This window comes from Modestobacter sp. SYSU DS0290 (assembly GCF_054050955.1).
The window spans coordinates 1-22,929 of the sequence record NZ_JBJHAI010000030.1; the positions used below are offsets into that span (position 1 = coordinate 1).

The 22,929-nt window shown below is 76.2% G+C and carries 22 protein-coding genes; 13 read left to right on the plus strand and 9 right to left on the minus strand.

The window, feature by feature from the left end; translation table 11 throughout:
• Window positions 1-229: 229 nt before the first annotated feature.
• Window positions 230-1,924, minus strand: a complete 1,695-nt coding sequence (locus tag ACI795_RS18200; protein ID WP_457076991.1) for a DEAD/DEAH box helicase — start codon at window positions 1,922-1,924, stop codon at window positions 230-232.
• A gap of 252 nt (window positions 1,925-2,176) precedes the next feature.
• Entirely contained in the window at window positions 2,177-2,692 is a 516-nt protein-coding gene (locus tag ACI795_RS18205; RefSeq protein WP_457076992.1) for a DUF421 domain-containing protein, read from the minus strand.
• A 366-nt stretch (window positions 2,693-3,058) separates the two neighbouring features.
• Here ACI795_RS18205 and ACI795_RS18210 point away from each other — a divergent pair, with 366 nt between their 5' ends.
• The 5 genes from ACI795_RS18210 (at window position 3,059) to ACI795_RS18230 (ending at window position 8,096) form a co-directional block, all read left to right on the plus strand.
• Complete coding sequence (locus ACI795_RS18210) at window positions 3,059-4,009, plus strand: PaaX family transcriptional regulator (RefSeq protein WP_457076993.1); 951 nt, start codon at window positions 3,059-3,061, stop codon at window positions 4,007-4,009.
• Window positions 4,010-4,142: 133 nt separating this feature from the next.
• A complete protein-coding gene (locus ACI795_RS18215; protein ID WP_457076994.1) occupies window positions 4,143-5,054 on the plus strand; it encodes an SDR family NAD(P)-dependent oxidoreductase in 912 nt (303 codons plus the stop codon).
• A gap of 4 nt (window positions 5,055-5,058) precedes the next feature.
• Complete coding sequence (locus ACI795_RS18220) at window positions 5,059-5,985, plus strand: amidohydrolase family protein (protein WP_457076995.1); 927 nt, start codon at window positions 5,059-5,061, stop codon at window positions 5,983-5,985.
• A complete protein-coding gene (locus ACI795_RS18225) occupies window positions 5,982-7,604 on the plus strand; it encodes an AMP-binding protein (protein WP_457076997.1) in 1,623 nt (540 codons plus the stop codon). Before ACI795_RS18220 ends, ACI795_RS18225 begins: the two co-directional genes overlap by 4 nt.
• Window positions 7,605-7,631: 27 nt before the next feature.
• Window positions 7,632-8,096 carry a MaoC family dehydratase gene (locus ACI795_RS18230; RefSeq protein WP_457076998.1) on the plus strand — a complete coding sequence of 155 codons (465 nt, stop codon included), beginning with the start codon at window positions 7,632-7,634 and terminating at the stop codon, window positions 8,094-8,096.
• Between the two features lie 180 nt (window positions 8,097-8,276).
• On the opposite strand, the gene ACI795_RS18235 is transcribed toward ACI795_RS18230, so the two are convergent.
• Complete coding sequence (locus ACI795_RS18235; protein WP_457076999.1) at window positions 8,277-8,999, minus strand: SDR family NAD(P)-dependent oxidoreductase; 723 nt, start codon at window positions 8,997-8,999, stop codon at window positions 8,277-8,279.
• 154 nt (window positions 9,000-9,153) lie between these two features.
• Here ACI795_RS18235 and ACI795_RS18240 point away from each other — a divergent pair, with 154 nt between their 5' ends.
• Together ACI795_RS18240 and ACI795_RS18245 are read left to right on the plus strand one after the other, a co-directional pair.
• On the plus strand, window positions 9,154-10,356 hold the full coding sequence (locus ACI795_RS18240) for a DUF222 domain-containing protein (protein ID WP_457077000.1): 1,203 nt from the start codon (window positions 9,154-9,156) through the stop codon (window positions 10,354-10,356).
• Between the two features lie 126 nt (window positions 10,357-10,482).
• On the plus strand, window positions 10,483-13,422 hold the full coding sequence (locus ACI795_RS18245) for a sacsin N-terminal ATP-binding-like domain-containing protein (RefSeq protein ID WP_457077001.1): 2,940 nt from the start codon (window positions 10,483-10,485) through the stop codon (window positions 13,420-13,422).
• Between the two features lie 20 nt (window positions 13,423-13,442).
• Here the strand turns inward: ACI795_RS18245 and ACI795_RS18250 are convergent, their stop codons facing one another.
• Window positions 13,443-13,823, minus strand: a complete 381-nt coding sequence (locus tag ACI795_RS18250; RefSeq protein ID WP_457077002.1) for a hypothetical protein — start codon at window positions 13,821-13,823, stop codon at window positions 13,443-13,445.
• A gap of 374 nt (window positions 13,824-14,197) precedes the next feature.
• Here ACI795_RS18250 and ACI795_RS18255 point away from each other — a divergent pair, with 374 nt between their 5' ends.
• Window positions 14,198-14,812 (plus strand): hypothetical protein, encoded by a 615-nt coding sequence (locus ACI795_RS18255; protein WP_457077003.1) that lies wholly within the window; start codon window positions 14,198-14,200, stop codon window positions 14,810-14,812.
• A 28-nt stretch (window positions 14,813-14,840) separates the two neighbouring features.
• On the opposite strand, the gene ACI795_RS18260 is transcribed toward ACI795_RS18255, so the two are convergent.
• Window positions 14,841-15,140, minus strand: a complete 300-nt coding sequence (locus ACI795_RS18260) for a hypothetical protein (protein WP_457077004.1) — start codon at window positions 15,138-15,140, stop codon at window positions 14,841-14,843.
• A gap of 67 nt (window positions 15,141-15,207) precedes the next feature.
• Between ACI795_RS18260 and ACI795_RS18265 the strand changes: the two genes are divergently transcribed.
• The gene (locus tag ACI795_RS18265) at window positions 15,208-16,332 is read left to right on the plus strand and encodes a 5-methyltetrahydropteroyltriglutamate--homocysteine S-methyltransferase (protein WP_457077005.1); all 1,125 of its coding nucleotides are present in this window, start codon (window positions 15,208-15,210) and stop codon (window positions 16,330-16,332) included.
• A 195-nt stretch (window positions 16,333-16,527) separates the two neighbouring features.
• Window positions 16,528-16,890 carry an STAS domain-containing protein gene (locus tag ACI795_RS18270; RefSeq protein ID WP_457077006.1) on the plus strand — a complete coding sequence of 121 codons (363 nt, stop codon included), beginning with the start codon at window positions 16,528-16,530 and terminating at the stop codon, window positions 16,888-16,890.
• An 84-nt stretch (window positions 16,891-16,974) separates the two neighbouring features.
• Here the strand turns inward: ACI795_RS18270 and ACI795_RS18275 are convergent, their stop codons facing one another.
• Window positions 16,975-17,850 (minus strand): DUF1206 domain-containing protein, encoded by an 876-nt coding sequence (locus tag ACI795_RS18275; protein WP_457077007.1) that lies wholly within the window; start codon window positions 17,848-17,850, stop codon window positions 16,975-16,977.
• A complete protein-coding gene (locus ACI795_RS18280) occupies window positions 17,847-18,686 on the minus strand; it encodes a DUF1206 domain-containing protein (RefSeq protein WP_457077008.1) in 840 nt (279 codons plus the stop codon). Before ACI795_RS18280 ends, ACI795_RS18275 begins: the two co-directional genes overlap by 4 nt.
• Window positions 18,687-18,791: 105 nt before the next feature.
• Here ACI795_RS18280 and ACI795_RS18285 point away from each other — a divergent pair, with 105 nt between their 5' ends.
• Window positions 18,792-19,424, plus strand: coding sequence for a hypothetical protein (locus ACI795_RS18285; RefSeq protein WP_457077010.1), 633 nt, complete (start codon window positions 18,792-18,794; stop codon window positions 19,422-19,424).
• A gap of 57 nt (window positions 19,425-19,481) precedes the next feature.
• On the opposite strand, the gene ACI795_RS18290 is transcribed toward ACI795_RS18285, so the two are convergent.
• Both ACI795_RS18290 and ACI795_RS18295 read right to left on the minus strand, forming a co-directional pair.
• Window positions 19,482-19,673, minus strand: a complete 192-nt coding sequence (locus ACI795_RS18290) for a hypothetical protein (protein WP_457077011.1) — start codon at window positions 19,671-19,673, stop codon at window positions 19,482-19,484.
• Window positions 19,674-19,692: 19 nt separating this feature from the next.
• Window positions 19,693-20,565, minus strand: a complete 873-nt coding sequence (locus ACI795_RS18295) for a hypothetical protein (RefSeq protein WP_457077012.1) — start codon at window positions 20,563-20,565, stop codon at window positions 19,693-19,695.
• 64 nt (window positions 20,566-20,629) lie between these two features.
• On the opposite strand from ACI795_RS18295, the gene ACI795_RS18300 reads away from it, so the two are divergent.
• Both ACI795_RS18300 and ACI795_RS18305 read left to right on the plus strand, forming a co-directional pair.
• Window positions 20,630-21,337, plus strand: coding sequence for a phosphodiesterase (locus tag ACI795_RS18300; RefSeq protein WP_457077013.1), 708 nt, complete (start codon window positions 20,630-20,632; stop codon window positions 21,335-21,337).
• Window positions 21,334-22,890 (plus strand): SIR2 family protein, encoded by a 1,557-nt coding sequence (locus ACI795_RS18305; protein ID WP_457077014.1) that lies wholly within the window; start codon window positions 21,334-21,336, stop codon window positions 22,888-22,890. Before ACI795_RS18300 ends, ACI795_RS18305 begins: the two co-directional genes overlap by 4 nt.
• Window positions 22,891-22,929 lie beyond the last annotated feature (39 nt).

Genomic DNA, 22,929 nt, shown 5'->3' on the forward strand with positions numbered 1-22,929 from the left:
AGCGTGCTCGTTCGACGGGGTGCCCGGAGCGTCTGCCCTGACCAGCGCGATGCACTGGTCACCGTGCGTGAGCACCTCGTCCGTGATCGCCGGCCCGGCTGGTCCCTTTCCCCCGGGGCCGGTCGGGGGGGGGGGGGGGGGGGGGGGGGGGGGGGGGGGGGGGGGGGGGGGGGGGGGCCCCCCCCCCCCCCCCCCCCCCCCCCCCCCGGCCCGGGTGCTCAGCGTGGGGTCAGCGGCCCGAACGGCCGCGCCCGCGGCCGGCGCCGCCCGAGGGCTGCCCGGCCCGGGCGGCGAGCTCGGCGCGGGTGCGCGCCGGGCCGGCCGGGCGGCCGGAGCCGCGGCCGGCGCCACCGCCGGACGACGAGGCGCCCGACGACGACCCGCCACCACCGCGACGACGACGGCCGCCGTTGGCGCCACCACCGGTGCCCTGCGGCTGCGGCTCGGGGGCCGGCGCCGGCTCGACGTAGGGCGCGGCCGGCCCGGCCAGCGCGGCGATCTCCCGGGCGCCGGGCTTGATCGCCGTGACCTCCGGGGTGATGCCGGCCTGGCGGGCCAGGGTGCGGACCTCGCCGGCCTGGTCGGGGGTGGCGATGGTGACCACGGTGCCGCCGGCGCCGGCGCGGGCGGTGCGGCCCGAGCGGTGCAGGTAGGCCTTGTGCTCGGCCGGCGGGTCGACGTGCACGACGATCGAGACGTCGTCGACGTGGATGCCGCGGGCGGCGATGTCCGTGGCGCACAGCACCCGGATCTCCCCGCTGCTGAACGCCTCGAGGTTCCGCTCGCGGGCGTTCTGGCTCAGGTTGCCCTGCAGGTCGACGGCGGGCACGCCGGCGGCGGTGAGCTGCTTGGCCAGCTTCTTCGCCTGGTGCTTGGTGCGGGTGAACAGCACGCTGCGGCCCTCGCCGGAGGCGAGCTCCTTGACGATCTGGTTCTTGTCCAGCGGGTCGACCCGGAACACGTGGTGGGTCATCGTCGAGACGGGCGCGACCGCCGGGTCGACCGAGTGCGTGGTCGGGTTGGTCAGGTACCGCTTGACCAGCACGTCGACGCCGTTGTCCAGGGTGGCGGAGAACAGCAGCCGCTGGCCGACCTTCGGCGTCCGGTCCAGCAGGCGCTTGACGCCGGGCAGGAAGCCCAGGTCGGCCATGTGGTCGGCCTCGTCGAGGATGGTGACCTCGACCGCGCCCAGGTCCGCGTGGCCCTGGCCGATGAGGTCCTCCAGGCGGCCGGGGCACGCGATGAGCACGTCGATGCCACCGGCCAGCGCCTGCACCTGGGGGTTCTGGCCGACGCCGCCGAAGACGACGGTGGTCTTCAGGCCCAGCGCACGGGCCAGCGGCTCGACGGTGGCGTTGACCTGGTTGGCGAGCTCCCGGGTCGGCACCAGGATCAGCGCGCGCGGTCGCTTGGGCTGGCGCTTGCTGGTCGAGGAGGCCAGCCGGGCGACCAGCGGCAGGGAGAAGGCCAGGGTCTTGCCCGAGCCGGTGCGGCCGCGGCCGAGCACGTCGCGCCCGGCGAGCGAGTCGGGCAGCGTCGCGACCTGGATCGGGAACGGCGAGGTGAGGCCGCTGGCGGTGAGCACCTCGACCAGCGGCGCGGGAACGCCGAGGTCGGCCCACGAGGCGTCGGTCGGGAGCACGGTGGCGTCGGCCCCGACCGGGAGGACGGGGGCGACCGGTGCCGGGGTGGCCGCGGGGGCCGCCTGCTGCTCGGCCGGGCGCGGGCCGGTGCCGCGGCCGCGGCCGCCGCGTCGGCGGCGGTTGCCGCCCTCGCCGTCCGGACGGGACGGCGCAGCGGTGCCGGCGGCCGGCGCGGTGGGGGCGCTGCGGAAGGCGGGGGTGGCGGCCGTCCCGGTGGGGGCGGCGGCGGGGCGGGTGGCGCGACGGCGCGGGCGCTCGTCGTGGGCAGGGCTGGAGGTCATCGAGTTCCTCAACACTCAGGTGGCCACCGTTCGTCCACCCGGTGCGGGGCACCACGGGGGAGCCGCGTCGCATCGACGGGACCGGACGTCTGGTCGCCGGCGCGCCTCGGTGGCGCAGCCTCGCGCCGACGTCGAGTCCACTCGCTCTCGGATGAGCGGGGGCGGCGCCGGTGCCCTCACTCTGCCAGACGAGGAGCTCCCCAGGGCCCGCCGCGGGGAGTCCCTCGTCACATCGGGGTGCCCGCCCCGGCCTCACCGGCCCGGTTCGGTGGAGCTCTCCGAGTGCTCGGCGGGGGAGCTCAGCACGGAGATCCCGCCCTTGGACTCGAACACCGCCAGGTGCACGTCGCGGACGTCGGCGACGCCGTGCTGGCGCAGCGCACTGTCCAGGTCGGCCTGGATGAGCCCGGCCTGGCGCAGCACCTTCTGGTCGACCTCCCCGTCGCGGACGAGCACCCGCAGCTGCGGGTCGATCGCCTGGTGCACCCAGGGCAGGAAGCGCAGCCGGCTGATGGCGGTGTGCACCACGGCCAGGGTGAGCAGCGCCAGGGCGCCGGTCAGCCACGGTGTCTGCGCGGAGGTCGCGGTGCGGCCGACGATCGCACCGACCGCCACGGCGACGACGAAGTCGTACGGCGTCATCTGACCGACGGTGCGGCGCTCGCTGAACCGGAGCACCGCGAGGGCGGTCAGGAAGAGCAGGGTGGCCTTGAGGGCCGCCCAGCCGGCGGACGCGGGTGAGCCGATGAGGACGTCGGAGAAGCTCATGTCCTCCCCATGCCCAGCGCCGCCCGGCTCACCCGGTCGTCCGGTGTCCTCGGTCGGCGGAGGAGGCGAGGGGGCAGCGGTGCCGGCTGCTCTCCGACTCCGCACCGAGTGGCATGGGCCGCCGGTCACGGGGCTCGGGGTGCCGGAGGGGAGGCCGTGCAGTCCGAGGCACCCCGCTGCCGGCCGTCATCGCGGTGCGTCGATGCCTGCCGTCCCCCGGGCGGGTGGGGTGCGGGCGCTCCGCTCGCGCAGGGAGGTCCGTGATGGCGAGGCCGCCCCTAGACTCGGCGGCCGTCCACCACGGGCGGCTGCAGCGGGAGAGCGGATGAGCGACGGGAACGGGCGGCGCGGGCCGGGGGGTGCCGCGTGACGCGGGCGGCCCTGACCGACGCGGCGGCCGGCGAGCAGCCGGCGCCACCCTCGTCGTCCGGCGACCGGCCCGAGGGGCCGGCCGTCCGCCCGCAGACCCACGTGCTCATGTTCTCCGGCACCCACCTGGCCGAGTCCGGCCTCGCGGTCTCCACCGGCGGCCTCATCGACGCCCTCTCCCGGGTGGGCGTCGGCGAGCACGCCGCCCGCTCCACGGTCAGCCGGATGATCCGGCGCGGCACGCTCGAGCGCCGGCGCCGCGGCAAGCGGATCTACCTGTCGCCGACGCCCAGCGCCCGGGCGATGCTCGCCGAGGGCGGGGAGCGGGCCTGGCGCTCGCCGGTGAACCGCACCTGGGACGGCCGGTGGACGCTGCTGGGCTTCTCCCTCCCGGAGAGCCGCCGCGCCGACCGGCACCTGCTGCGCTCCCGGTTGCAGTGGGCCGGCTTCGGCATGCTGCAGAACGGGCTGTGGGTGGCCGCCGGCGACGTCGACGTCGCGGGCATGCTGGGTCAGCTGGACGTGCTGGACCACCTGAAGGTCTTCCGTGCCCAGGTCGCCGCGCCCACCGAGGTTGCCGAGCTGATCGAGGACGCCTGGGACGTCGCGGCGATCGCCCGCCGCTACGCCGACTTCCTGGAGCGCTGGGACCGGCCCGACCCGCTGCCCGACGCCCCCGACGACCTGGCCCGGCAGCTCTGGCTGCTCGCCGAGTGGACGCTGCTCGCCCGGCACGACCCCGGCCTCCCGGTGGAGTACCTGCCGGCCGACTGGCCCGCGGTCCGGGCCGAGCACGTCGCGCTGCGGCTGCGCACCCGGTACGAGGCCGGGGCGAGGGGCATCGCCGACGGTCTGGTGGAGCGACTGACCGCCGAGGAGATCGCGGCACCGGTGGTCGCGGACGCCTTCGACGAGCCGGTCGAGGAGCTGGGGGAGACCGCGCTCTGACCCGTCGGGGGCCCGCTCGATCACTGGGCACGACCGTTGACGTCCGCCACGGAAGTGAATAACGTCCGGGGTGGGGCGAGGAGGCTCGAGAGGCACTTCCCGCCGGAGGTCGACGTGCTACGAGAGGACTCCCATGCAGCTGAACGGCAAGGTCGCCGTCGTCACCGGAGCCGGCCGCGGGCTCGGCCAGGCCTACGCGCGGGCGCTCGCCGCCGCGGGGGCCGCGGTGGTGGTCAACGACCTCGACGGTGAGCTCGCCGAGCAGACCGCGGAGAGCATCCGCGCCGCCGGTGGCCGGGCGGTCGCCGAGCACTCGGCCATCGGTTCGACGGAGGCCGCCGACGCGATCGTGGCGACCGCCGTCCGGGAGTTCGGCCGGCTGGACGTGATGGTCACCAACGCCGGTGTGCTGCGCGACCGGACGCTGCTGAAGATGGAGGACGCCGACTTCGACGTCGTCGTCGAGACCCACCTGCGGGGCACCTTCACCTGCGCCCGCGCGGCGGCCCGGCAGTTCAAGGAGCAGGGCGGCAACGGCCGGCTGATCCTGATCGGCTCCCCGGCCGGGCAGCGCGCCAGCTTCGGCCAGACCGGCTACAGCGCCTCGAAGGCCGGCATCGTCGGCCTGGTGCGCACCTGGGCCGCCGAGCTCGAGCGCAGCGGCACGACCGTCAACGCCGTCGTCCCGGTGGCGCTGACCCGGATGGTCGCCACCATCCCGGGCATGGCCGAGCTGGTCGAGAAGGCCGACAAGGGCGAGCCGATCCCCGCCGACGTCCGCGCCTCCGGCCTGGGCACCGCCGACGACGTCGCCCCGCTGGTGGTCTTCCTCGCCTCCGACGAGGCCGCCGGCGTCACCGGCCAGGCCATCGGCGTCGGCGGTGACCGGATCGCGATCTGGTCCCACCCCACCGAGGTCGCCGTCGAGAGCCGCCCGGGTGGCTGGAGCGCCGACGCGATCGCCGAGGCGTTCCCCACCGCCTTCGAGCCGCACCTGCAGCCGTTCAAGCCCGACACCGTTCCTGGCGCGCCGGAAGGGAAGTGACCGCATGACCGGCAACGTCGCCGGCAGCACGCCCGCCATGGACGTCGACGCACTGGTCGCCATCGACGTCCACACCCACGTGCACCGCTCCGCCCGCGGTGCCGAGCACACCGCCGAGGGGGAGGAGGGCATCGAGGCGCTGGGGGAGTACTTCGGCCACGGCGGCATGCGCACCTACACGGTGCCGGAGCTCGCGGCCGAGTACCGCCGGCGCTCGATGGCCGCCGTCGTCTTCGGGGTCGACGACTGGTCCCGCACCGGTGACGACCCGGTCCCGGCCAACGAGGAGGTCGCCGAGCTCGCCGCCGAGCACGCCGACGTCCTCATCCCCTTCGCCAGCATCGACCCCGCGCGGGGCGCCGCCGGGGTGCGGGCCGCCCGCCGGCTGATCACCGACCACGGCGTGCGGGGGTTCAAGTTCCACCCGCAGGCGCAGGGCTTCTTCCCCAACGACCGCATGGCCTACCCGCTGTACGAGGTGATCGCCGAGGCCGGCCTGGTCGCGCTGTTCCACACCGGGCAGACCGGGGTGGGCGCCGGCACCCGGGGCGGCGGCGGGATCCGGCTGAAGTACGCCAACCCGATGGACGTCGACGACGTCGCCGTCGACTTCCCGGACCTGGACATCATCCTGGCCCACCCCTCCTTCCCCTGGCAGGACGAGGCGCTGGCCGTGGCCACCCACAAGCCGCGGGTGCACATCGACCTGTCCGGCTGGTCGCCCAAGTACTTCCCGCCCCAGCTGGTGCAGTACGCCAACTCGCTGCTGCAGGACAAGGTGCTCTTCGGCTCGGACTTCCCGGTGATCACCCCCGAGCGGTGGATGAAGGACTTCGACGGCCTCTCGATCAAGGAGACGGTGCGCCCGAAGATCCTCAAGGAGAACGCGGCCCGGCTGTTCGGGCTCCGCCCTGGTGGAGCCCAGTCGTGAACGAGAGCTTCGCGACGATCCTCGAGACCGTCGGCGACGTCCGGCCCGGCCGGCTGGCGGTCAGCCACGGGGAGCGCAGCCGGACCTGGGCCGAGCTGGAGGAGCGGGCCGCCCGGCTGGCGGGCCACCTCGCCGCGCAGGGCGTGGGCCCGGAGTCGCGGGTCGCGATCGCGCTCTACAACGGCATCGAGTACATCGAGAGCGTCTACGCGGTGCTCAAGCTGCGCGCGGTGCCGCTCAACGTGAACTACCGCTACCGGCGCGAGGAGATCGTCGGCCTGCTGGACGACGCGCAGGCCGAGGCGGTGGTGTTCGACGCCGCCCTGGCCGAGCGGATGGGCGAGGCCCGCGCGGAGCTGCCGCGGCTGCGGGCGCTGGTGCAGGTCGGCGGCGACGCGGTGCCGGACTGGGCCGCCGACTACGACGCGGCCCTGGCCGCGGCCGAGCCGGCGCCGCGGCGGCAGCGCGGCAACGACCACTGGCTGATGTACACCGGCGGCACCACCGGGCGCCCCAAGGGCGTGCTCTCCCGGCACTCGGGGCTGTACAACACCGTCTGCGCCAACGGGTTCCTGCTGCTGGGGGAGCCCTTTCCGCAGACCCTCGACGAGCTGCGGGCGACCCTCGGGCGGCTGGGGCTCGACCGCGACGCGATGGTCTGCCTGCCGGCGCCGCCGCTGATGCACGCCACCGGCATGTACACGACCTTCGGCGCCCTGCTGGCCGGTGGCCGGGTGGTCTACCTGGCCTCGCGGTCCTACGACCCCGACGAGCTGGCTGCCACCGTCGAGCGGGAGCGGGTGGACACCGTCTCCATCGTCGGGGACGTCTTCGCCCGGCCGCTGGCCGAGGCGCTGGACCGGGCCGAGGCCGAGGGGCGCCCCTACGACCTGTCCAGCCTGCGCCGGATCATCAGCGTCGGGGTCACCTGGAGCGCCGACGTCAAGGAGCGCCTGCTGCACCACGCGGACATCGTGTGCCGGGACCTGGTCGCCTCCTCCGAGGGTGGCCCGTACGCGGTCATCGAGACCCGGCGGGGGGAGGCGACCGAGACCGCCCGCTTCCGGCTGGTCCCGGGGGCGCGGATCATCGACGAGCAGGGGCGGGACGTCGAGCCCGGCTCCGGCGAGGTCGGCATGCTCGCCGCCCCCGTCGACGAGCACATCCGCTACCAGGGCGACGACGCCGCGACCGCGGCCACCTTCCGCGAGATCGGCGGGCGGCGCTGGGTGGTCCCCGGCGACATGGCCAGCCTGGACGCCGACGGCACCGTGGTCTTCCACGGCCGCGGCAGCCGGGTGATCAACACCGGCGGCGAGAAGGTGTTCGCCGAGGAGGTCGAGCAGCTGCTGCTCACCCACCCGGCGGTCCGCGACGCCATGGTCGTCGGCGCACCCGATGCGCGCTGGGGGTCCCGGATCGTCGCCGTCGTCGCGCTGCACCCGGGCGCCGAGCTCACCGAGGCCGAGGCGCGCGACTACGTCGGCGAGCGGCTGGCCGACCACAAGCGGCCGCGCGAGCTCGTCGTCGTCGACGAGTTGCGGCGCAGCCCGTCGGGCAAGGCAGACCTGCGGTGGGCCAGCTCGGTCGCCACCGGCACGGACACGCCCACCCCCTGAACCACCCCCGATCCCGAGGAGAGCCCCATGAGCAACCCCATCACCGTCGACGGCATCGAGGGCGTCAAGAGCCTGGCCGGCAAGGACCTGGGCGTCAGCGACTGGGTGGAGATCACCCAGGAGATGGTCAACACCTTCGCCGACGCCACCGGTGACCACCAGTGGATCCACGTCGACCCGGAGCGCGCGAAGAAGGAGAGCCCGTTCGGCGGGCCCATCGCGCACGGCTACCTGACCCTGTCGCTCACCCCGCAGTTCCTGCCCCAGCTGATGAACATCACCGGCTTCTCGATGGGCGTGAACTACGGCACCGAGAAGGTGCGCTTCCCCTCACCGGTCCCGGTGGGCAGCAAGCTGCGTGCCCGCGCCGTCGTCGACCAGGTCACTGACGTCCCGGGTGGGGTGCAGATGCAGACCACGCTGACCTTCGAGGTCGAGGGCGGCACCAAGCCGGCCTGCGTCGCGACGATCGTCGTCCGCCAGTACGTCTGAGCGCGGAGGCCGCGCCGGCCACCGGCGCGGCCCCGACCCCCCGTCCGTCCCCCACCGCCCCGGGAGGCTCGCCCCGTCCGGGGGCGTCCGCAGATCGCCGCGAACCGGACGCCGGCGACGTGTCGGGCTGGCCGCGCCCTGCGGTTGCCCGCCGAGCTCTCCCGGCCGTGACCGCCGGCGTCAGTGCAGCAGGCCGCCGCCGTCGCAGACGATGGTCTGCCCGGTGATCATCCGGGCGTCGGGGCCGGCGAGGAACGAGACGAGGCCGGCGAGGTCGTCGGGCTGCACCCGGCGGCGGATCGCCTGCTGGGCCATGGTCCGGTCGAAGTCGTCCTCGGAGTTGTACTGCTCGGTGCCCGGAGTGGCGACCTGTCCGGGCATCACGGCGTTGACGGTGACGCCGTGCTCGCCGAGCTCCCGGGCGAGCACCCGGGTCATCCCGAGCACGGCGCCCTTGCTGGCGACGTAGGCCAGCTGCCCGGGGCCGCCGGTGAAGAACGTGCGGGAGGCGACGTTGACCACGCACCCACGCTCGCCGGCCACCAGCCACGGGTGGGCGGCCTGGGTGGCCAGCGCGTAGCCGACCGCGTTCACGGTCAGGAAGCGCAGCAGCTCCTCCTTCGAGCTCTCCGTGTACGGACGTCGCGGGGAGATCAGCCCGGCGTTGTTGACCAGCACGTCGATGCCCCCGTGCGCCCCGGCGATCGCGGACATCGCCGCCTCGAGCTGGTCGGGCTCGGTGACGTCGCACTCGGTCCAGGCAGCGGCCAGGTCGGGATCGTCCGGCGCGACCACGTCGAGCACCGCCACCGCATGGCCGTCGGCGCGCAGCCGGGTCGCGATCGCCGCGCCCAGCCCGCGGGCGCCACCGGTCACCACTGCTGTCGTCGTCCCTGCTCCCATGCCCTCGGACGCTACCGGCGACGGGTCGGCGACGGGTCTGCGAGCCCGTCCAGCAGACAACGTGATTACCGCCTTGACCTGCGGATTCGCCTCGCGCAGCCGAGCGATCGACGGTAGACTTCGTACACACGTTCGAACACGTCGGGAGGTGGCCGTGAGCGAGTTGCAGTCGGCTCTCGACGCGCTCGCGGCCGATGACCTGCACGCGTTCGGCGACGGCGAGCTGCTGGACCGGGTGGGCGAGCTGGTGCGGCTGCAGAACCGGGCGGCCGCTGAGCTGGCGCGCACGGTGCGTTCCTGTGAGCTGGCGCAGGCGGCCGAGCGCGACGGGCTGGCGTCGATGCGGTCGTGGCTGATCGGGCATCAGCAGTTGTCGGCTGCTGAGGCCGGCCGGGTGGTGCGGGCCGGGCGGGCGCTGAAGCACTTCCCGGCGATGGCAGAGGGGTTCGCGGACGGGTCGATCACCGCCGCCCAGGTCGATGTCGTGGCGTCTGCGGTGGGGGAGTCGGAGCGGGCGCGGGCGGCCGAGCAGGGGATCGACCTGGCCGCCTTCGACGCGGCATGGGCGGGCGTCGCGCGGGAGGCGCCGCATGCCTCGCTCGGGGTCGCGGTGCGAGCCTTCGAGGACGCACTCGACCCGGACGGCCCCGAGCCGGACCCCACCGAGGGCCGGCGGCTGACCATCGCCAAGCACGCCGACGGGAGCGTCACCGGCCGGTTCGACCTCGACGCCGTGGGTGGGGAGAAGGTTCAGGCGGCGATCGAGTCGATCGTGCAGGCCGACCGCCCGAAGGGCGACGAGCGAACCCGGGCGCAGCAGAACGCCGACGCGCTGGTGCAGTTGTGTGACAACCAGCTGGCGTCGGGGAACCTGCCGACGTTGCGGACGGTGAAGCCGCACGTGGCCGTGGGCATCGACCTCGACGACCTGGTCGATCCGGCCAGCGGCACGGGTGCGGCGGAGCTGGGCTTCGGGGCGACGATCTCCGCCGCCCGGGCCCGCTACCTGGCCTGCGACGGCAGCATCTCCCGCATCGTGATGGGCCCCGACGGTGTCCCGCTGGACCTGGGCCGGGACCACCGGGTGGTCACCCCCGGCCTGCGCAAGGCCGTCGAACGGCGTGACCGGGGCTGCGTGTTCACCGGGTGCGGTGCCCCGACCTGGTGGTGCGACGTGCACCACCTGATCCACTGGATCCACGGCGGTGAGACGTCGTTGAGCAACTCGGCGTTGCTGTGCGAACGCCACCACACGAAGGTGCATCACGGATTCCGGGTCGAACGACAACCCGACGGCCGATGGCGCACCTGGCGCCCGGACGGCACCGAGATCCTGGTCGGCTCCCTGCTCACCTGAAACGCCGCGTCGGCGGTCGGCATCCCGGTTACGGCCGTGTTCACCTTCTTCCCGGGACTCCTGAGCGGACGGATGTCTCCTCCACGCCCACGCGACGAGGCTGTCGACGGTGGGATGCTCGGTCGCGTGCCCGAGCCTGCTGAGCTGCGGCGGCGGGTCCTCGCCGCCTGGACCGACTCCCCGGCCCGCTTCCGGGAGGACGCCAACGCCGAGGAGGACCTGGTCCGCGGCGGCTACCGGGACCGCCTGCTCATGGAGCTCGCACAGAACGCCGCCGACGCCGCGGCTCGGGCCGGCGTCCCCGGCCGCCTGCGACTGACCCTCGCCGACGACGTGCTCACCGCCGCGAACACCGGCGCCCCGCTGGACGACGCCGGCGTCCAGGCGCTGGTCAGCCTCCGGGCCTCGGCCAAGCGGGACGGCGCGGGCGTGGGCCGCTTCGGCGTCGGGTTCGCCGCGGTGCTGGCCGTCAGCGACGAACCCGCCGTCCTCTCCACCGACCGCTCGGTGCGGTTCAGCGCCGCCGCCACCCGGGAGGCCGTGGCCGCCGTCCCCGCGCTCGCCGCCGAGCTGGACCGCCGCAACGGCGCCGTCCCGGTGCTCCGGCTGCCGTTCGACGCGTCGGGCGCGGTGCCCGACGGCTTCGCCACCACCGTCGTCCTGCCGCTGCGCCCGGAAGCCGGCGACGTCGTCCGCGCCGCGCTGCACGGGCTCGACCCCACGCTGCTGCTCGGCTTGCCCGCGCTCGCCGAGGTCGAGGTGGTGCTCGACGGCGCCGCCCGCACCCTCACCCGCACCGGCGACGCCGGCCGGGTCGTCCTCACCGACGGCCCGGCCCGGACCTCCTGGGCGGTGGTCACCCGCTCCGGGGAGCTGCCCGCGGACCTGTTCGCCGACCGCCCGGTGGAGGAACGTGACCGCCGCGGCTACAGCGTCACCTGCGCCGTCCCGCTGGACGACGACGGCGCCCCCGCCCCGCTGCCCGGCCGCCAGGTGCTGCACGCGCCCACCCCCAGCGACGAGCCGCTGTCGCTGCCCGCCCGGCTGATCGCGCCGTTCCCCCTCGACCCCGACCGTCGGCACGTTGCCCCCGGGCCGCTCACCGACGCCCTGGTCGCGGTGCTCGCGGACGCCTACACCAACCTGATCAGCGAGCTCCCCACCGAACCGGTGCTGCTGCACCTGTTGCCCAAGGCGTCGCTGGCCGCCACCGAGCTGGACGCCGCCCTCTGCCGGGCGGTGCTCGACCGGCTCATCCACACCGCTTGGCTGCCGGCCGCCGACCCCGAAGAGCCACCGCTGCGTCCGGACCGGGCCGTCGTGCTGGACGACGCCACGCCCGAGCTGGTCGCGGCGCTGGCCGGCGTGCTGCCCGGCCTCCTCCCGGCCGGCTGGTCCCGGCGGCCCGACGGGCCGGTGCTCGCCGCGCTGGGCGTGCACCGCGCCGGCCTGGCCGAGGTGGTCGAGGCGGTCCGTGGGGTGCAGCGGCCGGGGGAGTGGTGGGCCGCCCTCTACACCGCGCTCGCCGACGCCGACCGGGAGGAGCTCGCCGCGCTGCCGGTCCCGCTCGCCGACGGCCGCACCGCGCAGAGCCCGTCCGGCGTGCTCCTGCCCGACCCCGCGCTGCCCGCCGGACGCCTGGCCCCGCTGGGTCTGCGGATCGCCGACCCGGCCGCGGCCACCGGCCGGGCCGGGCAGGTCCTGGAACGGCTCGGCGCCCGCCCGGCCACCGCGGCCGCCGTGCTGGCCGACCCGGCTGTCGCCGCAGCGGCGCGGACGTCGCTGGACCGCGCCGACGACGGTGAGGACGTCGCACCGCTGGCCGACGCCGTGCTCGGCCTCGCGGCCGCTGCCGGCCCGGGCGAGCACCCGGAGCTGGCCGAGCTCGCGCTGCCCGACGACGACGGCGGCTGGGCGCCGGCGGGGGAGCTGGTGCTGCCCGGCTCGCCGCTGGCCGCGGTCCTGGAGCACGGCGCGCTGGGCACCCTGGACCGCGCCTTCGCCCGCCGGTACGACCGCACGGCACTGGTGGCGGTCGGGGTGCTCGACGGGTTCGCCACCGTGCGGGCCGAGCACCCCGACGACCTGGACGTCGATCGCGCCGGGGAGTGGGCCGACGCGGTGCTCGACCGGCTGCCCGCCGGCGCCCCGCCGCCGGCCTGGCCGACGGTGACCGCAGTGCGGGACCTGGAGCTGGTCCGCGACTGGCCCCGCGCGCTGCCGCTGCTGGCCGCGCTGCCGGCGGACGCCCGGGCCGACGTCCAGCTCGACGGCACCGTCGTGCCCGGCTACCTCCGCTGGTGGCTGCGGACGTCGCCGGTGCTCGGCGGACGGCGGCCCGACCGGCTGCGGCACCCAGCGGGTATTGAGTTACAGGGACTGTACGAACCCGTTCCCGAGCTGGCCGCGGACGTGCTGGAGCTGCTCGCCCCGCCCCGCACGGTCGCCGACGTGCTGGCCGACGTCGACGACGCGCTCGACCTGCTCGACCGGCTCGGCGACCCCCGGTGCACCGTCGTCCCGGCGCTGCTCCGCAGCGTGTACGCGCAGCTCGCGGCCGCGCTGGACGGCGTGGACGTCGAGCCGCCGGAGCGGGTGCGGGTGGGCCCGCGGCAGGTCAGCGAGGACGCCGTCGTGCTCGACGCGCCGTGGTTACAGCCACTGGTCGATCGTGCACTGGTGCCTGCCGCGGGCGCGCCGGAAGCGGTCGCCGACCTGCTGGACCTGTCGCTGGCCTCGGAGATCGCCGGGCGGGCCCGGGTCACCAGCCGGCCGGTGCGGACCCTCCCGTGGGCCGAGGTGCCCGGCGCCGGGCTGGCCGCTGCCCGGCTGGGCGTGGTCGAGCTGACCGGGCAGGTGGCGGTGCACGCCGAGGTCGCCGTCACCGGCGGGCGCACGGTGCCCTGGTGGCCGGGCGACCCGGACGTGGTCGACGGCACCCCGGCGTCGTTCGGCCGGGCGCTGGCGTGGCGGACCGGGGCGTGGCCGCTGCGGGCCGCGCTCACCGAGGCGTTCGCCCACCCCGGGCGGGCCGCCGAGCTGGCGGCCGAGGACGCCCTCGGCTGAGGGCGTCCTCGGCCGGTCGCTCAGAACCAGCGGGGGGCGGCCTGGGCTCCGGGCGCGTGCCCGTGCCGGCTGTCGGCACGGCCCGCGGAGGCGGCCGGCCGGCCACCGCCGCGCGGCGCGCGTTCGTTCGCCAGCCAGGCCTCGTGCAGGGACAGCCAGTGCGCGGCGGTCAGCGCCGAGGCCCGGGCGGTCGGCGACAGCCCCTCGGCGTGCAGCCAGCGGACCCCGGCGGTGCCGGGCAGCTGGCTGCGCAGAGCGGCGCCCAGAGCGGGCTGCCGGCCGTTGCCGGGGCGGGCGAGCACCGCGTGCACCAGGCGGTCGAAGCCGGCGTGCGCCTCCTCGGGGAGCTGGGCGCGCGCCTCGGCGGCGGCGCCGGTGGGGGCAGGGGTGGGTCGTGACATGAGGACCTCCGGGGGAGTGCAGGGGGCAGCCCGCGACGTCCGGCGGGCAGGCCGGGGAACGGGGGGAGCGCGGTGCGGCCGGTCCTCGGGACCGACGGCCGGCGGGGCTGCGTGGCAGCGCCCGCGGGCGGATCAGCTCAGGCGGAGGTCCGCAGCCGCATGCAGGAGGTGCCCATGCCGAGGACCGTAGGGGCCCCGGTCCGGCGCGTCGAACCCTTTTCGCTGCGGTGGAGGACGGGTCCGCGGGTGCGCTGCGTGCCCGCCGGGCGGTCGCGGACCGGCGGTGGATCGCCCGGACGGGTCATCAAGGAGAGGCCGTGTCGGGACGACGACACCCTGGAAGGACGCCACGTCCAGGAAGCAGGTCACGCTCCATGTCCGACTCCGAACCCGCCGCAGCGCGGACGGGACGCGCCGTGCCCCGCGCCGTCGTGGTGTCAGCCGTCGTCGTGCTGGCCGTGGCAGTCGGGACGGGCGCGGCCGCCGTCCTGGGCCTGCCGGGCACCGGCGGTGGTGGGCAGCGAGCAGTGGCTGCGGTGCAGCCGGCGCCCCCGTCCCCGTCGGCCCAGGAGATGGCGCTCACCTTCGCCGCACGGCAGACGGTCGTGCTGGCCCAGGCTGACGCCCGCACCGCCGCCGCGGAGGAGGCGGCTCGGCTGCAGGCGGAGCGAGAGGCCGCTGCCGTCGCAGCGGCCGACGCCCGGCGTGCGGCCGCCGAGCGGGCCGCGGCCGAGCAGGTCCGGGCCAGCAGCGCCGGCTCGGGGCCGTCGCGGCCGGCGAGCGGCGCCCGAGCGGTCGTCCCGGCGCCGCCCGCCCCGGCGCCGCCCGCCCCCCGTGCAGATGCGCCCCCTGAGGAGCCGGCCCCCACGGAGGTCACCGTGCCCCGGGTCCCCGTCTCCGACGGACCGGTGGACTGCGGCACCCTGCTGCCCAAGCCAGGACGGCCCGACGAGTTCTACACGCTCCCCGGCGGTTCCTGCGGCGGCTGATCCCCGCCGCGAGCCGCGTCTGCCCGCCTCAGCGCTCGGCGCGCTGCCGGTCCTTCTCGGCCTGCCGCGCCTTGTGCGCCTCATAGCGCTGCCGGTCCCGCTCGCGCGCGGGGGCGTTCGCCTCCCACTTCGCCTTGCGGCGCTCGGCGCGGACCTGCTCGCGGGCCTCGAAGTCGGGGTGGTCGTCCCAGGTGCTGGCCAGCTGGACCACCACCACCCCGATGGCGCCGAAGATCAGCACCACGGCCCCGAGGATCGGGTCGGCCAGGAACGCCAGCACGGTGAGCCCCAGCCACACGGCCCCGGCGACGACGGTGCGCTTCGACATGCCCGCCAGTATCCCCGCCGCGGGGGCCGCAGCGGCGGGTGCCGGTGGGCACGGGCATGCTTGAGGCATGTCCGACCTCTCCGGCCCGCCGTTCCGCGCCGACCACGTCGGCAGCCTGCTCCGCCCGCCGTCCCTGCTGGAGGCCCGCGCCCGGCACGCCGCCGGGGAGATCGACGCCGCCGAGCTGCGCGGCATCGAGGACGCCGCGGTCGCCGACGCCGTCCGGTTGCAGGCCGACGTCGGCCTGGCCACCGCCACCGACGGCGAGTTCCGCCGGACGACGTGGCACATGGACTTCATCTACGCGATCGAGGGCATCAGCAAGGTCGAGGGTTCCGGGGCGAAGGTCCACTTCCGCAACGCCGACGGCAGCATCGACTGGGCGCCCGCGGGGCTGCGGGTCGACGGGCCGCTGCGGATCGACGAGCCGATCTTCGGTGCCGACCTGGCGTTCCTGCAGTCCCAGGTGCAGCCGGGGCAGACGGCGAAGCTGACGATCCCCTCGCCCTCGATGGTCCACTACCGGGGCGGTGCGGCCGCGATCGACCCGGCCGTCTACCCCGACGAGGACGCCTTCTGGGAGGCCCTGTCGGCCGCCTACCGCCAGCAGGTGCAGGGCGTCGCCGCGCAGGGCTGCACGTACCTGCAGCTGGACGACACCAGCCTGGCGTACCTCAACGACCCGGCGCAGCGGGCACAGCTGGCCGACCAGGGGCGGGACGCCGAGCACCAGCACGAGCGCTACATCCGGCAGATGAACTCCGCGCTGGCCGGCCGGCCCGAGGGCCTGACGGTGACCACGCACCTGTGCCGGGGCAACTTCCGCTCCTCCTGGGCGGCCGAGGGCGGCTACGACTTCGTCGCCGAGGCGCTGTTCGGCGGGCTGGAGGTCGACGGGTTCTTCCTGGAGTACGACGACGACCGCTCCGGCGGGTTCGAGCCGCTGCGCTTCGTGCCGCCCGGCAAGCGGGTGGTCCTCGGGCTGGTCACCAGCAAGCGACCGGAGCTGGAGAGCAAGGACGACCTGAAGCGGCGCATCGACGAGGCCGCCCGGTTCGTGCCGCTGGAGCAGCTGGCGCTCTCGCCGCAGTGCGGGTTCTCCTCCACCGTGGAGGGCAACGCGCTCACCCGGGACGACCAGATCGCCAAGCTGGCGCTGGTGGTGGAGACCGCCCAGGAGGTCTGGGGCTGAGCCGTCGGGGACTGCCGGGCGGCCGGCAGCTCCGGCGTGGCGGGGTCCGCCACGCCGGAAGCCCCTTGTGCGCAGCCGATCGGCTCCCTAGCGTCAGGGCCACGCGGTTCAACCACCAGCCGTGACCGGGCCCTCTGGGTCCGGCCGCAAGGCCGGCAGCGTCGCCGGCCGCGCACGGGCCTGCCGGAGGCGATCATGACCGCACTGCCCGTCGACATCGACCCCACCCGGATCGACGTCACCGTGAACCTCACTGCCGTGCCCACCGCCGCTGGGTGCACCGTCACCGTGAGCGGTGAGGTGGACTCCACCACGGCACCCGGCCTGCGCGGCGCCCTCCTCGAGGTGCTGGCCCGGCCGGGCATGGACGTCGTCGAGCTGGACCTGTCCGGCGTGACGTTCCTCGACTCCGCCGGCCTGTCGGTGCTCGCCACCGCGCATCGCACCGCGCTGGCCGCCGACCGCACCCTGCGGATGCGCTGCGGCACCGCCCGCGCCGTCGTCCGGCCGCTGCAGATCACCGGCCTCTGGGACGTCTTCACCGTCGTCGACGCCTGACGGCGCAGGCCTTCCCACGCTCTTCGTGCGCTTCCCACGCACCGCACCGCGTGGGGAGCGCGCGAAGAGCGTGGGAAGCGGGCGTCAGGTGGAGGGGTCGCGGTCGGGATAGCGCGCCCGGGCCAGCGCGTACACCCCGAATGCGGCGAACCCGACGGCGACGGCGGTCAGCAGCCACTGCCCGGTGGGCACCGCGCCGATGGCGGTCATCGCGCCGGCCAGCCCGGTCGCCGTCGACACGTCCCGGACCACCGCCGCGTGGGTCAGCAGCCCACCGGAGAGGCCGAAGGCGATGCCCTTGGCCACGTAGCCGACCTGGCCGACCCGCTCGATCAGCGGCTCCCACCGGTCGGGGGCGGCGTGCAGGTCGATGTCCCGCATGAAGCCGCCGGTCACCCCACGGACCAGCACGTAGACCCCGACCGCCGCGACCCCGACGCCGACCGCGCCCACCAGCGTGGAACCGCCGGGGATGAGCAGCGCATCGCCGGTCAGCTCCTGGAACCGCTCGTCGGCCTGGTACCCGGCGCCGGCGGCGAACAGCAGCGCCGTCCCACCGAGGACGGCGTAGACGACCGCCTTCGCCCCGCACTTGGCGCACACCACCGCCACCCGCAGCCGGTGCCCGGGACGCAGCAGCCCGGTCCACCAGCGCAGCACCTCCCCGCCCTGCCAGACCGCGAGCGCGACCAGGCCGAGCCCGATGACCCACAGCAGCACCAGGCCGCCGGGCGAACCGGACACCGCCTGCAGCGCACCGGTCTGGTCGGCGTCCTGGGGCTGCGGCTGGACCACCCAGGCGATCCGGGCGGCCAGCCAGCCGATCAGCAGGTGCAGCACGCCGTAGGCGACCAGCCCGACCCGCGCCAGGTGCTCCAGCACCGGGTGGTCGGTCACCTCGCGGGCCCGCGCGACCGCCTGGTGCGCCCGCCGCAGGACGCCGTTCACCGCGGTCGTCACGTGCGCTGCGGGAACCGGGCGCGGAAGAAGGCGAAGACGCCGAACGCGGCGATCCCCAGCGCGACGAGGGTGAGCAGCAGCCGGCCGAACGGCGCGTCCAGCAGGGTGTGCAGGGCGCCGTCCAGGCCGCTGGCCTTCTCCGGGTCGAAGGTGATCGCGGCCCAGCCCAGCAGCCCGCCCACCAGGGCCAGGGCGATGCCCTTCGCCGGGTAGCCGACCTGCCCGAGCCGTTCGACGACCCGGCGCTGCCCCGCGGACGCCTGCGTGGTGTCGACCTCCTTCAGGAAGCGCTTCGTCAGCCCCTTGTGCACGTGGTACGCGCCGACGCCGATCACGACCAGGGCGGCGATGCCGACCAGGTACCGCCCACCGGGCCAGCCGAGCACCCCGGCCACGGTCTGCTGCTCCTGCCCGGAGCTGGACTGCCCGCCACCGGTGGCGAAGCGGATGGCGGTGATCGCCAGGAAGACGTACACGACGGCCTTCGCCACCGCCTTCCCGCTGCTGGTGAGCGCGTTCTCCCGCTGCTCCCCGGAGCTGCGCAGCCCGTCCCGGTGGCGCAGCAGCTCGGCCAGCTGCCAGACCGCCAGGGCGATCAGCCCGGCGGCCAGCACCCACAGCAGCACCCGGCCGAAGGGCTGGGCGGCCAGGGTGGCCATCGCACCGGACTGGTCGGCGGAGCCGCTGCCGCCGCCCCAGGCCAGCTGCAGCGCGAGCCAGGCGATCAGCAGGTGGACCATGCCGTAGGCGATCAGCCCGACCCGGGCGAGGTGCTCCAGGGCGTCGCTGTCACCCGCCTGCCGCGCCGAGGTGCCGGCCCCCGAGGTCGTCCCCACCTGTCACTCCCCGTCGTCCCGCCCCCGTGGCGGCGATCAGCGTGGCACAGGCAGGGCGGCACCGCCTGCGGACGATCACCGGAGCGGGTGGGGGACACTGGAACGGTGACGAACGCCGTGACCGCCGGCCGCCCGCCCGGCACCGCCCCGACCACCCCTGCGCAGGCCCGGCGGACGTGGCCCCGGACGGCCGCCCTCGGCGGTGCGCTGATCGTCCTGGGAGTCCTGGCACTCAGCTGGTCCGCCGGTCCGCAGCTGCTGCTCGCTGCGGCCGGGGTGGTCGCTGCCGTGCGCGGCGCGATGCTGCTGCGCAGCGCCCGGGCCGGGCAGGTGGCCCGCACCGGTGCCGTCGGCGGGGCGGTCGCCGTCTGGTTCGGCGTCGCCGCGGTCCTCGTCGCCCTGCTGTCCGCGACGGCGACCGGCTGGGTGCTGGTGGCCGGGGTCGTCGTGGTCCCGACCGTGCTCGCCGCGGCGGCCACCGGCCGGGCGGCCGCGGCGGCCGTGGGTGGCGCGCTGGTCGTGGGTGCGATCGCCGTGGGTGTCACCGGCGGGGCCGACGGCCTGCTGTCCACCGGTCGGGTCGCAGCGGCCGCACTGGTGGGCGTGCTCGGTCTGGCCCAGCTGGCCGCGGCCGCGGGGCTGGTCCGGCTGGCCCGGCGCCCCGAGCCGGCCGCCCCGGCTGCGTGCGCCGGCTGCGCGTGCAGCTCCGGCGGGTGCGGCGCCGCCGCCCTGCGCTGACTGTGCCGCGGCCCACCCCGGGCCGTCCCCAGTCGTCTCGTGGGCGTCACCTCCCGGTCACCGGACCGGCCTAGCGTCGGCTGCGGCGACGACGCCGGTGGTCCCGGGTGTGCCGGGCACGACGAGGCCGGCTCCCCGGCCGGGGAGGACGCACAGCGAGATGCGCACCATCGAGCGGACCGTGTGGGTCTGCGAGAACTGCAGCCGGTCCAACAGCACGAGCCGCAAGCGCTGCTCGGACTGCGGCACGACCCGGCACTGAGCCCGGTCAGCCCGCCAGCAGCTCGGCGACCACCCGGTGCAGGTGCGCGGCCCCGGCTGCGTCGTCCACCAGCGTCGGGTCGGTGAGCACCGGGTACGGCCTCGCGGGCAGCGGGTGGGCCGGCCGGACGTCGACGTGGGTGACCCGGTGGCCCAGCGCGTGCAGCTGGTCCGCCATCCAGTAGTCGCTGCCCGAGTCGCCCACCGTGTGCCAGGCGGCGGGCAACGGACCGTCGGCGGACAGCAGCGTCAGGGCCCGCCGGGCACCCAGGTGCTTGCCCACCTCCGTCGACTCGACGTCGGTGGTGATGACGGTCGGGTCGACCCGCCACGGCACGGCGCCGTCGGCGTCGGGGTGCACCCGGTCCCGGATGGCGACGCCCAGGCCGCGGGCGGTCAGGGCGGCGACCAGCTCGGCGTCGAAGGCCGCCTGGGCGCGGGCGTAGTCGGCGGGTGGCACGTCGGTGCGCGCCTCGACGCTGGACATCGACCGCTTGGTGTCGTCGAGGAACATCGTGTCCCGGTAGCGGGTGAGCAGCTCCCCGACCACCTCGTGCACGACCGGGGGGACGGCCAGCGCCTCGTCGACGTGCACCGGCCCCATGCCGGCCGGGCCGATCGAGGCCCAGACCGCGCCCTTCTCGCAGACCGCGTGCAGGCGCGCGCCGCGGGGGAGGCCGCCGGCCAGCAGCGGGGGCACGACCTCTGCGCGGAGGAACGCCTCGGAACGGCCGGTGTTGAACACCACCGGCACGCCGGCGGCCAGCAGGGCGCGCAGGTCCTCGACCAGGCCGGGCGCCGACACCGTGCGGGTGGTCGGGCTGGCGATCGGGCCGTCGACGTCGAGCAGCAGGCCCAGCGGGGGAGCGGAGGTGGTCACCGCGCCATCCTGCTCGGGCCGGATCCGATGGGTGACGAGGGCCTCGGCTGGTAACCCGGAGCGCATGGCAGACCTCGTTCCGGCGGCGGGCCGGGCCGTCGCCCGCCCGCTGGTGGCGCTGACCCGACTGCGGCGGGCCAAGCCGATGCACCCGTACGGCGTCCTCTTCCGCGCCCGCTTCGAGCGCACCGGCCCCGCCGCGCCGTGGGGCGTGGACTGGATCGACCGCCCCGGTCAGCAGGAGGCGCTGGTGCGGCTCAGCCGCGGGGCGGGGCTGCCCGGGCCGCTGCCCGACGTGCTGGGGATGGCGCTGCGCCTGCCGGACGGCGGGCCCGGCGGCCGGCCGGTCGACCTGCTGCTGAGCACCACCGGCCGGGGGCGGCTGACCCGGCTGGTGCCGGTGCCGCGCCGGGACGCCGGGGCCACCTACGGCTCGATCATGGCCTACCGCACCCCGGTCGGGCCGGTGGCGTTCGCGGCCTGGGCCCGGCCGGGGCGGCTGCCCAGCGACCGCGCGACGCTGGCCGCCCGGGCGCCCGGCACGGTGTTCACCCTCGCCGCTGCGCTGGACCGGGGGCCCTGGGAACCGTTCGCCCGGGTGGTGCTGGGCGCGCCTCCCGAGCCGGTCGACCCGCCGATGCACTTCGACGCCGTCCTCGACCACCCGCCGGGGCTGGTGCCCGACGGGCCGATCGCCCGGTTCCGGCGGCCGGCCTACGCCGCAGTCCGCGCCGAGCAGCAGCACGGCGACCCCGCGCCGTCCGGCCGATGAGCGGACACGTCTTCGTCGTCGGGGCCGACCTCACCCGGCTCTCCTGCGACGACGTCCTGGTGCCCACCGACCGCACCGGCCGGGTCACCGCCGACTGGCTGCCGCTGCTGCCCGAGCCCGCACTGCGCGACCGGGACACCGAGGGGGCCTGCGTCGTCGACTGGACCGGCGGCGACCGGGTGCGGGAGGTGCCCGGTTGCGGCGCGCGCCGGGCCTGGCTGGTGGACACCGTGGACACCGGCCCGGTCTCCGGCCCCACGGCCGACGACGACCGGCTGGCCTGGCTGCTCGACGGCGCGCGCGAGGCGCTGGCCGCGGTCGCGGCCAGGCCGGTCGGCTCCCCGGCCCACGGCCGGGCCCGGCGCCTGGTCGGGCTGCCGGCGCTGGGCACCGGGTGGGGCGGGGCGGCCGGACGGCGCGGTGAACTGCTGCACCAGCTGATCCCGGTGCTGCGGTCGGCCGCCGAGGAGCACGACTTCGACGTCGCCCTGGTGCTGCGACGGCCCAGCGACCTGGCCGCCGCCCAGCGGGTCCGCCGGGCCGAGGGCGGTGGCTGGCAGCTGCCCGAGGAGCTGCGCGCCGTGGCCGAGGAGCTGGGCGGCCGGGCCCGCGCCGGGGAGCTGGCGGTCTTCCTGGGGGCGGGCGTGAGCGCGGCGGCCGGGCTGCCCACCTGGGAGGCGCTGCTGGACGAGCTCGCCGAGCGAGCCGGCCTGGACGCCGCCCTGCGGTCCGGGCTGTCCGGGCTGCCGGCGCAGGACGCCGCCGCACTGCTCGCCCGGGCGCTGGGCCGGGAGGCGCTCGCCGCGTACGTGCAGGAGCGCTTCGGGCCCGGGCCGTACTCGCTGGCGCACGCCCTGGTCGCCGGGCTGCCGGTGGGGGAGTACGTCACCACCAACTACGACCCGCTGGTCGAGCTGGCCGCCGCCGACGTCGGCCGGCCGCTGCGGGTGCTGCCCTTCGCCGAAGCGACCGCCGGTGACCCCTGGCTGCTCAAGCTGCACGGCGACGCCGCCCACCCCGACAGCATCGTGCTGACCCGCGAGCAGTACCTGGAGTTCGGCGACCACCGGACGGCGCTGGCGGGGGTGCTGCAGTCGCTGCTGCTGACCCGGCACGTGCTGTTCGTCGGCACCTCGATGCTCGACGACGACCTGATCCGGATCGCCCACCAGGTGCGCACGGTGCTGCACCGGCCGGGGCAGTCCCCCCGCCGGCGCAGTGGCACGGTCCTCTCCCTGCAGGCCGACCCGGTGCGCGCCCGGCTGTGGGAGCAGGACGTGGAGACCGTGGCGATGGCCGGCGACGACACGCCCGCACCGGTGGCCGCTCGCCGGCTGGAGATCCTGCTGGACCTGCTGGGCTGCCTCTCCAGCCGGCCCACCGGCTACCTGCTCGACCCCGCCTACCGGGGCCTGCTCGACACAGAGGAGCACCAGCTGGCCGACGCGCTGGGCGGGGTGGCCGACGCCCTGGCCACCGGCGCCGGGCGCAGCTGGGCCGGCCAGGAGGTGCACCGGTTGCTGGTCGACCTGGGGTCGGCCGACGACGGCTGACCGGTCGCCGTTTCCCACGGCACTCCCGGTGGGCAAGGG

Coding starts and splice junctions, on each gene's coding strand:
- ACI795_RS18270 (WP_457077006.1), top strand. CDS start 16,528: ATGACCGCACTGCCCGTCGACATCGACCCCACCCGGATCGACGTCACC.
- ACI795_RS18250 (WP_457077002.1), bottom strand. CDS start 13,823: ATGTCACGACCCACCCCTGCCCCCACCGGCGCCGCCGCCGAGGCGCGC.
- ACI795_RS18220 (WP_457076995.1), top strand. CDS start 5,059: ATGACCGGCAACGTCGCCGGCAGCACGCCCGCCATGGACGTCGACGCA.
- ACI795_RS18255 (WP_457077003.1), top strand. CDS start 14,198: ATGTCCGACTCCGAACCCGCCGCAGCGCGGACGGGACGCGCCGTGCCC.
- ACI795_RS18300 (WP_457077013.1), top strand. CDS start 20,630: ATGGCAGACCTCGTTCCGGCGGCGGGCCGGGCCGTCGCCCGCCCGCTG.
- ACI795_RS18305 (WP_457077014.1), top strand. CDS start 21,334: ATGAGCGGACACGTCTTCGTCGTCGGGGCCGACCTCACCCGGCTCTCC.
- ACI795_RS18265 (WP_457077005.1), top strand. CDS start 15,208: ATGTCCGACCTCTCCGGCCCGCCGTTCCGCGCCGACCACGTCGGCAGC.
- ACI795_RS18235 (WP_457076999.1), bottom strand. CDS start 8,999: ATGGGAGCAGGGACGACGACAGCAGTGGTGACCGGTGGCGCCCGCGGG.
- ACI795_RS18200 (WP_457076991.1), bottom strand. CDS start 1,924: ATGACCTCCAGCCCTGCCCACGACGAGCGCCCGCGCCGTCGCGCCACC.
- ACI795_RS18215 (WP_457076994.1), top strand. CDS start 4,143: ATGCAGCTGAACGGCAAGGTCGCCGTCGTCACCGGAGCCGGCCGCGGG.
- ACI795_RS18205 (WP_457076992.1), bottom strand. CDS start 2,692: ATGAGCTTCTCCGACGTCCTCATCGGCTCACCCGCGTCCGCCGGCTGG.
- ACI795_RS18230 (WP_457076998.1), top strand. CDS start 7,632: ATGAGCAACCCCATCACCGTCGACGGCATCGAGGGCGTCAAGAGCCTG.
- ACI795_RS18260 (WP_457077004.1), bottom strand. CDS start 15,140: ATGTCGAAGCGCACCGTCGTCGCCGGGGCCGTGTGGCTGGGGCTCACC.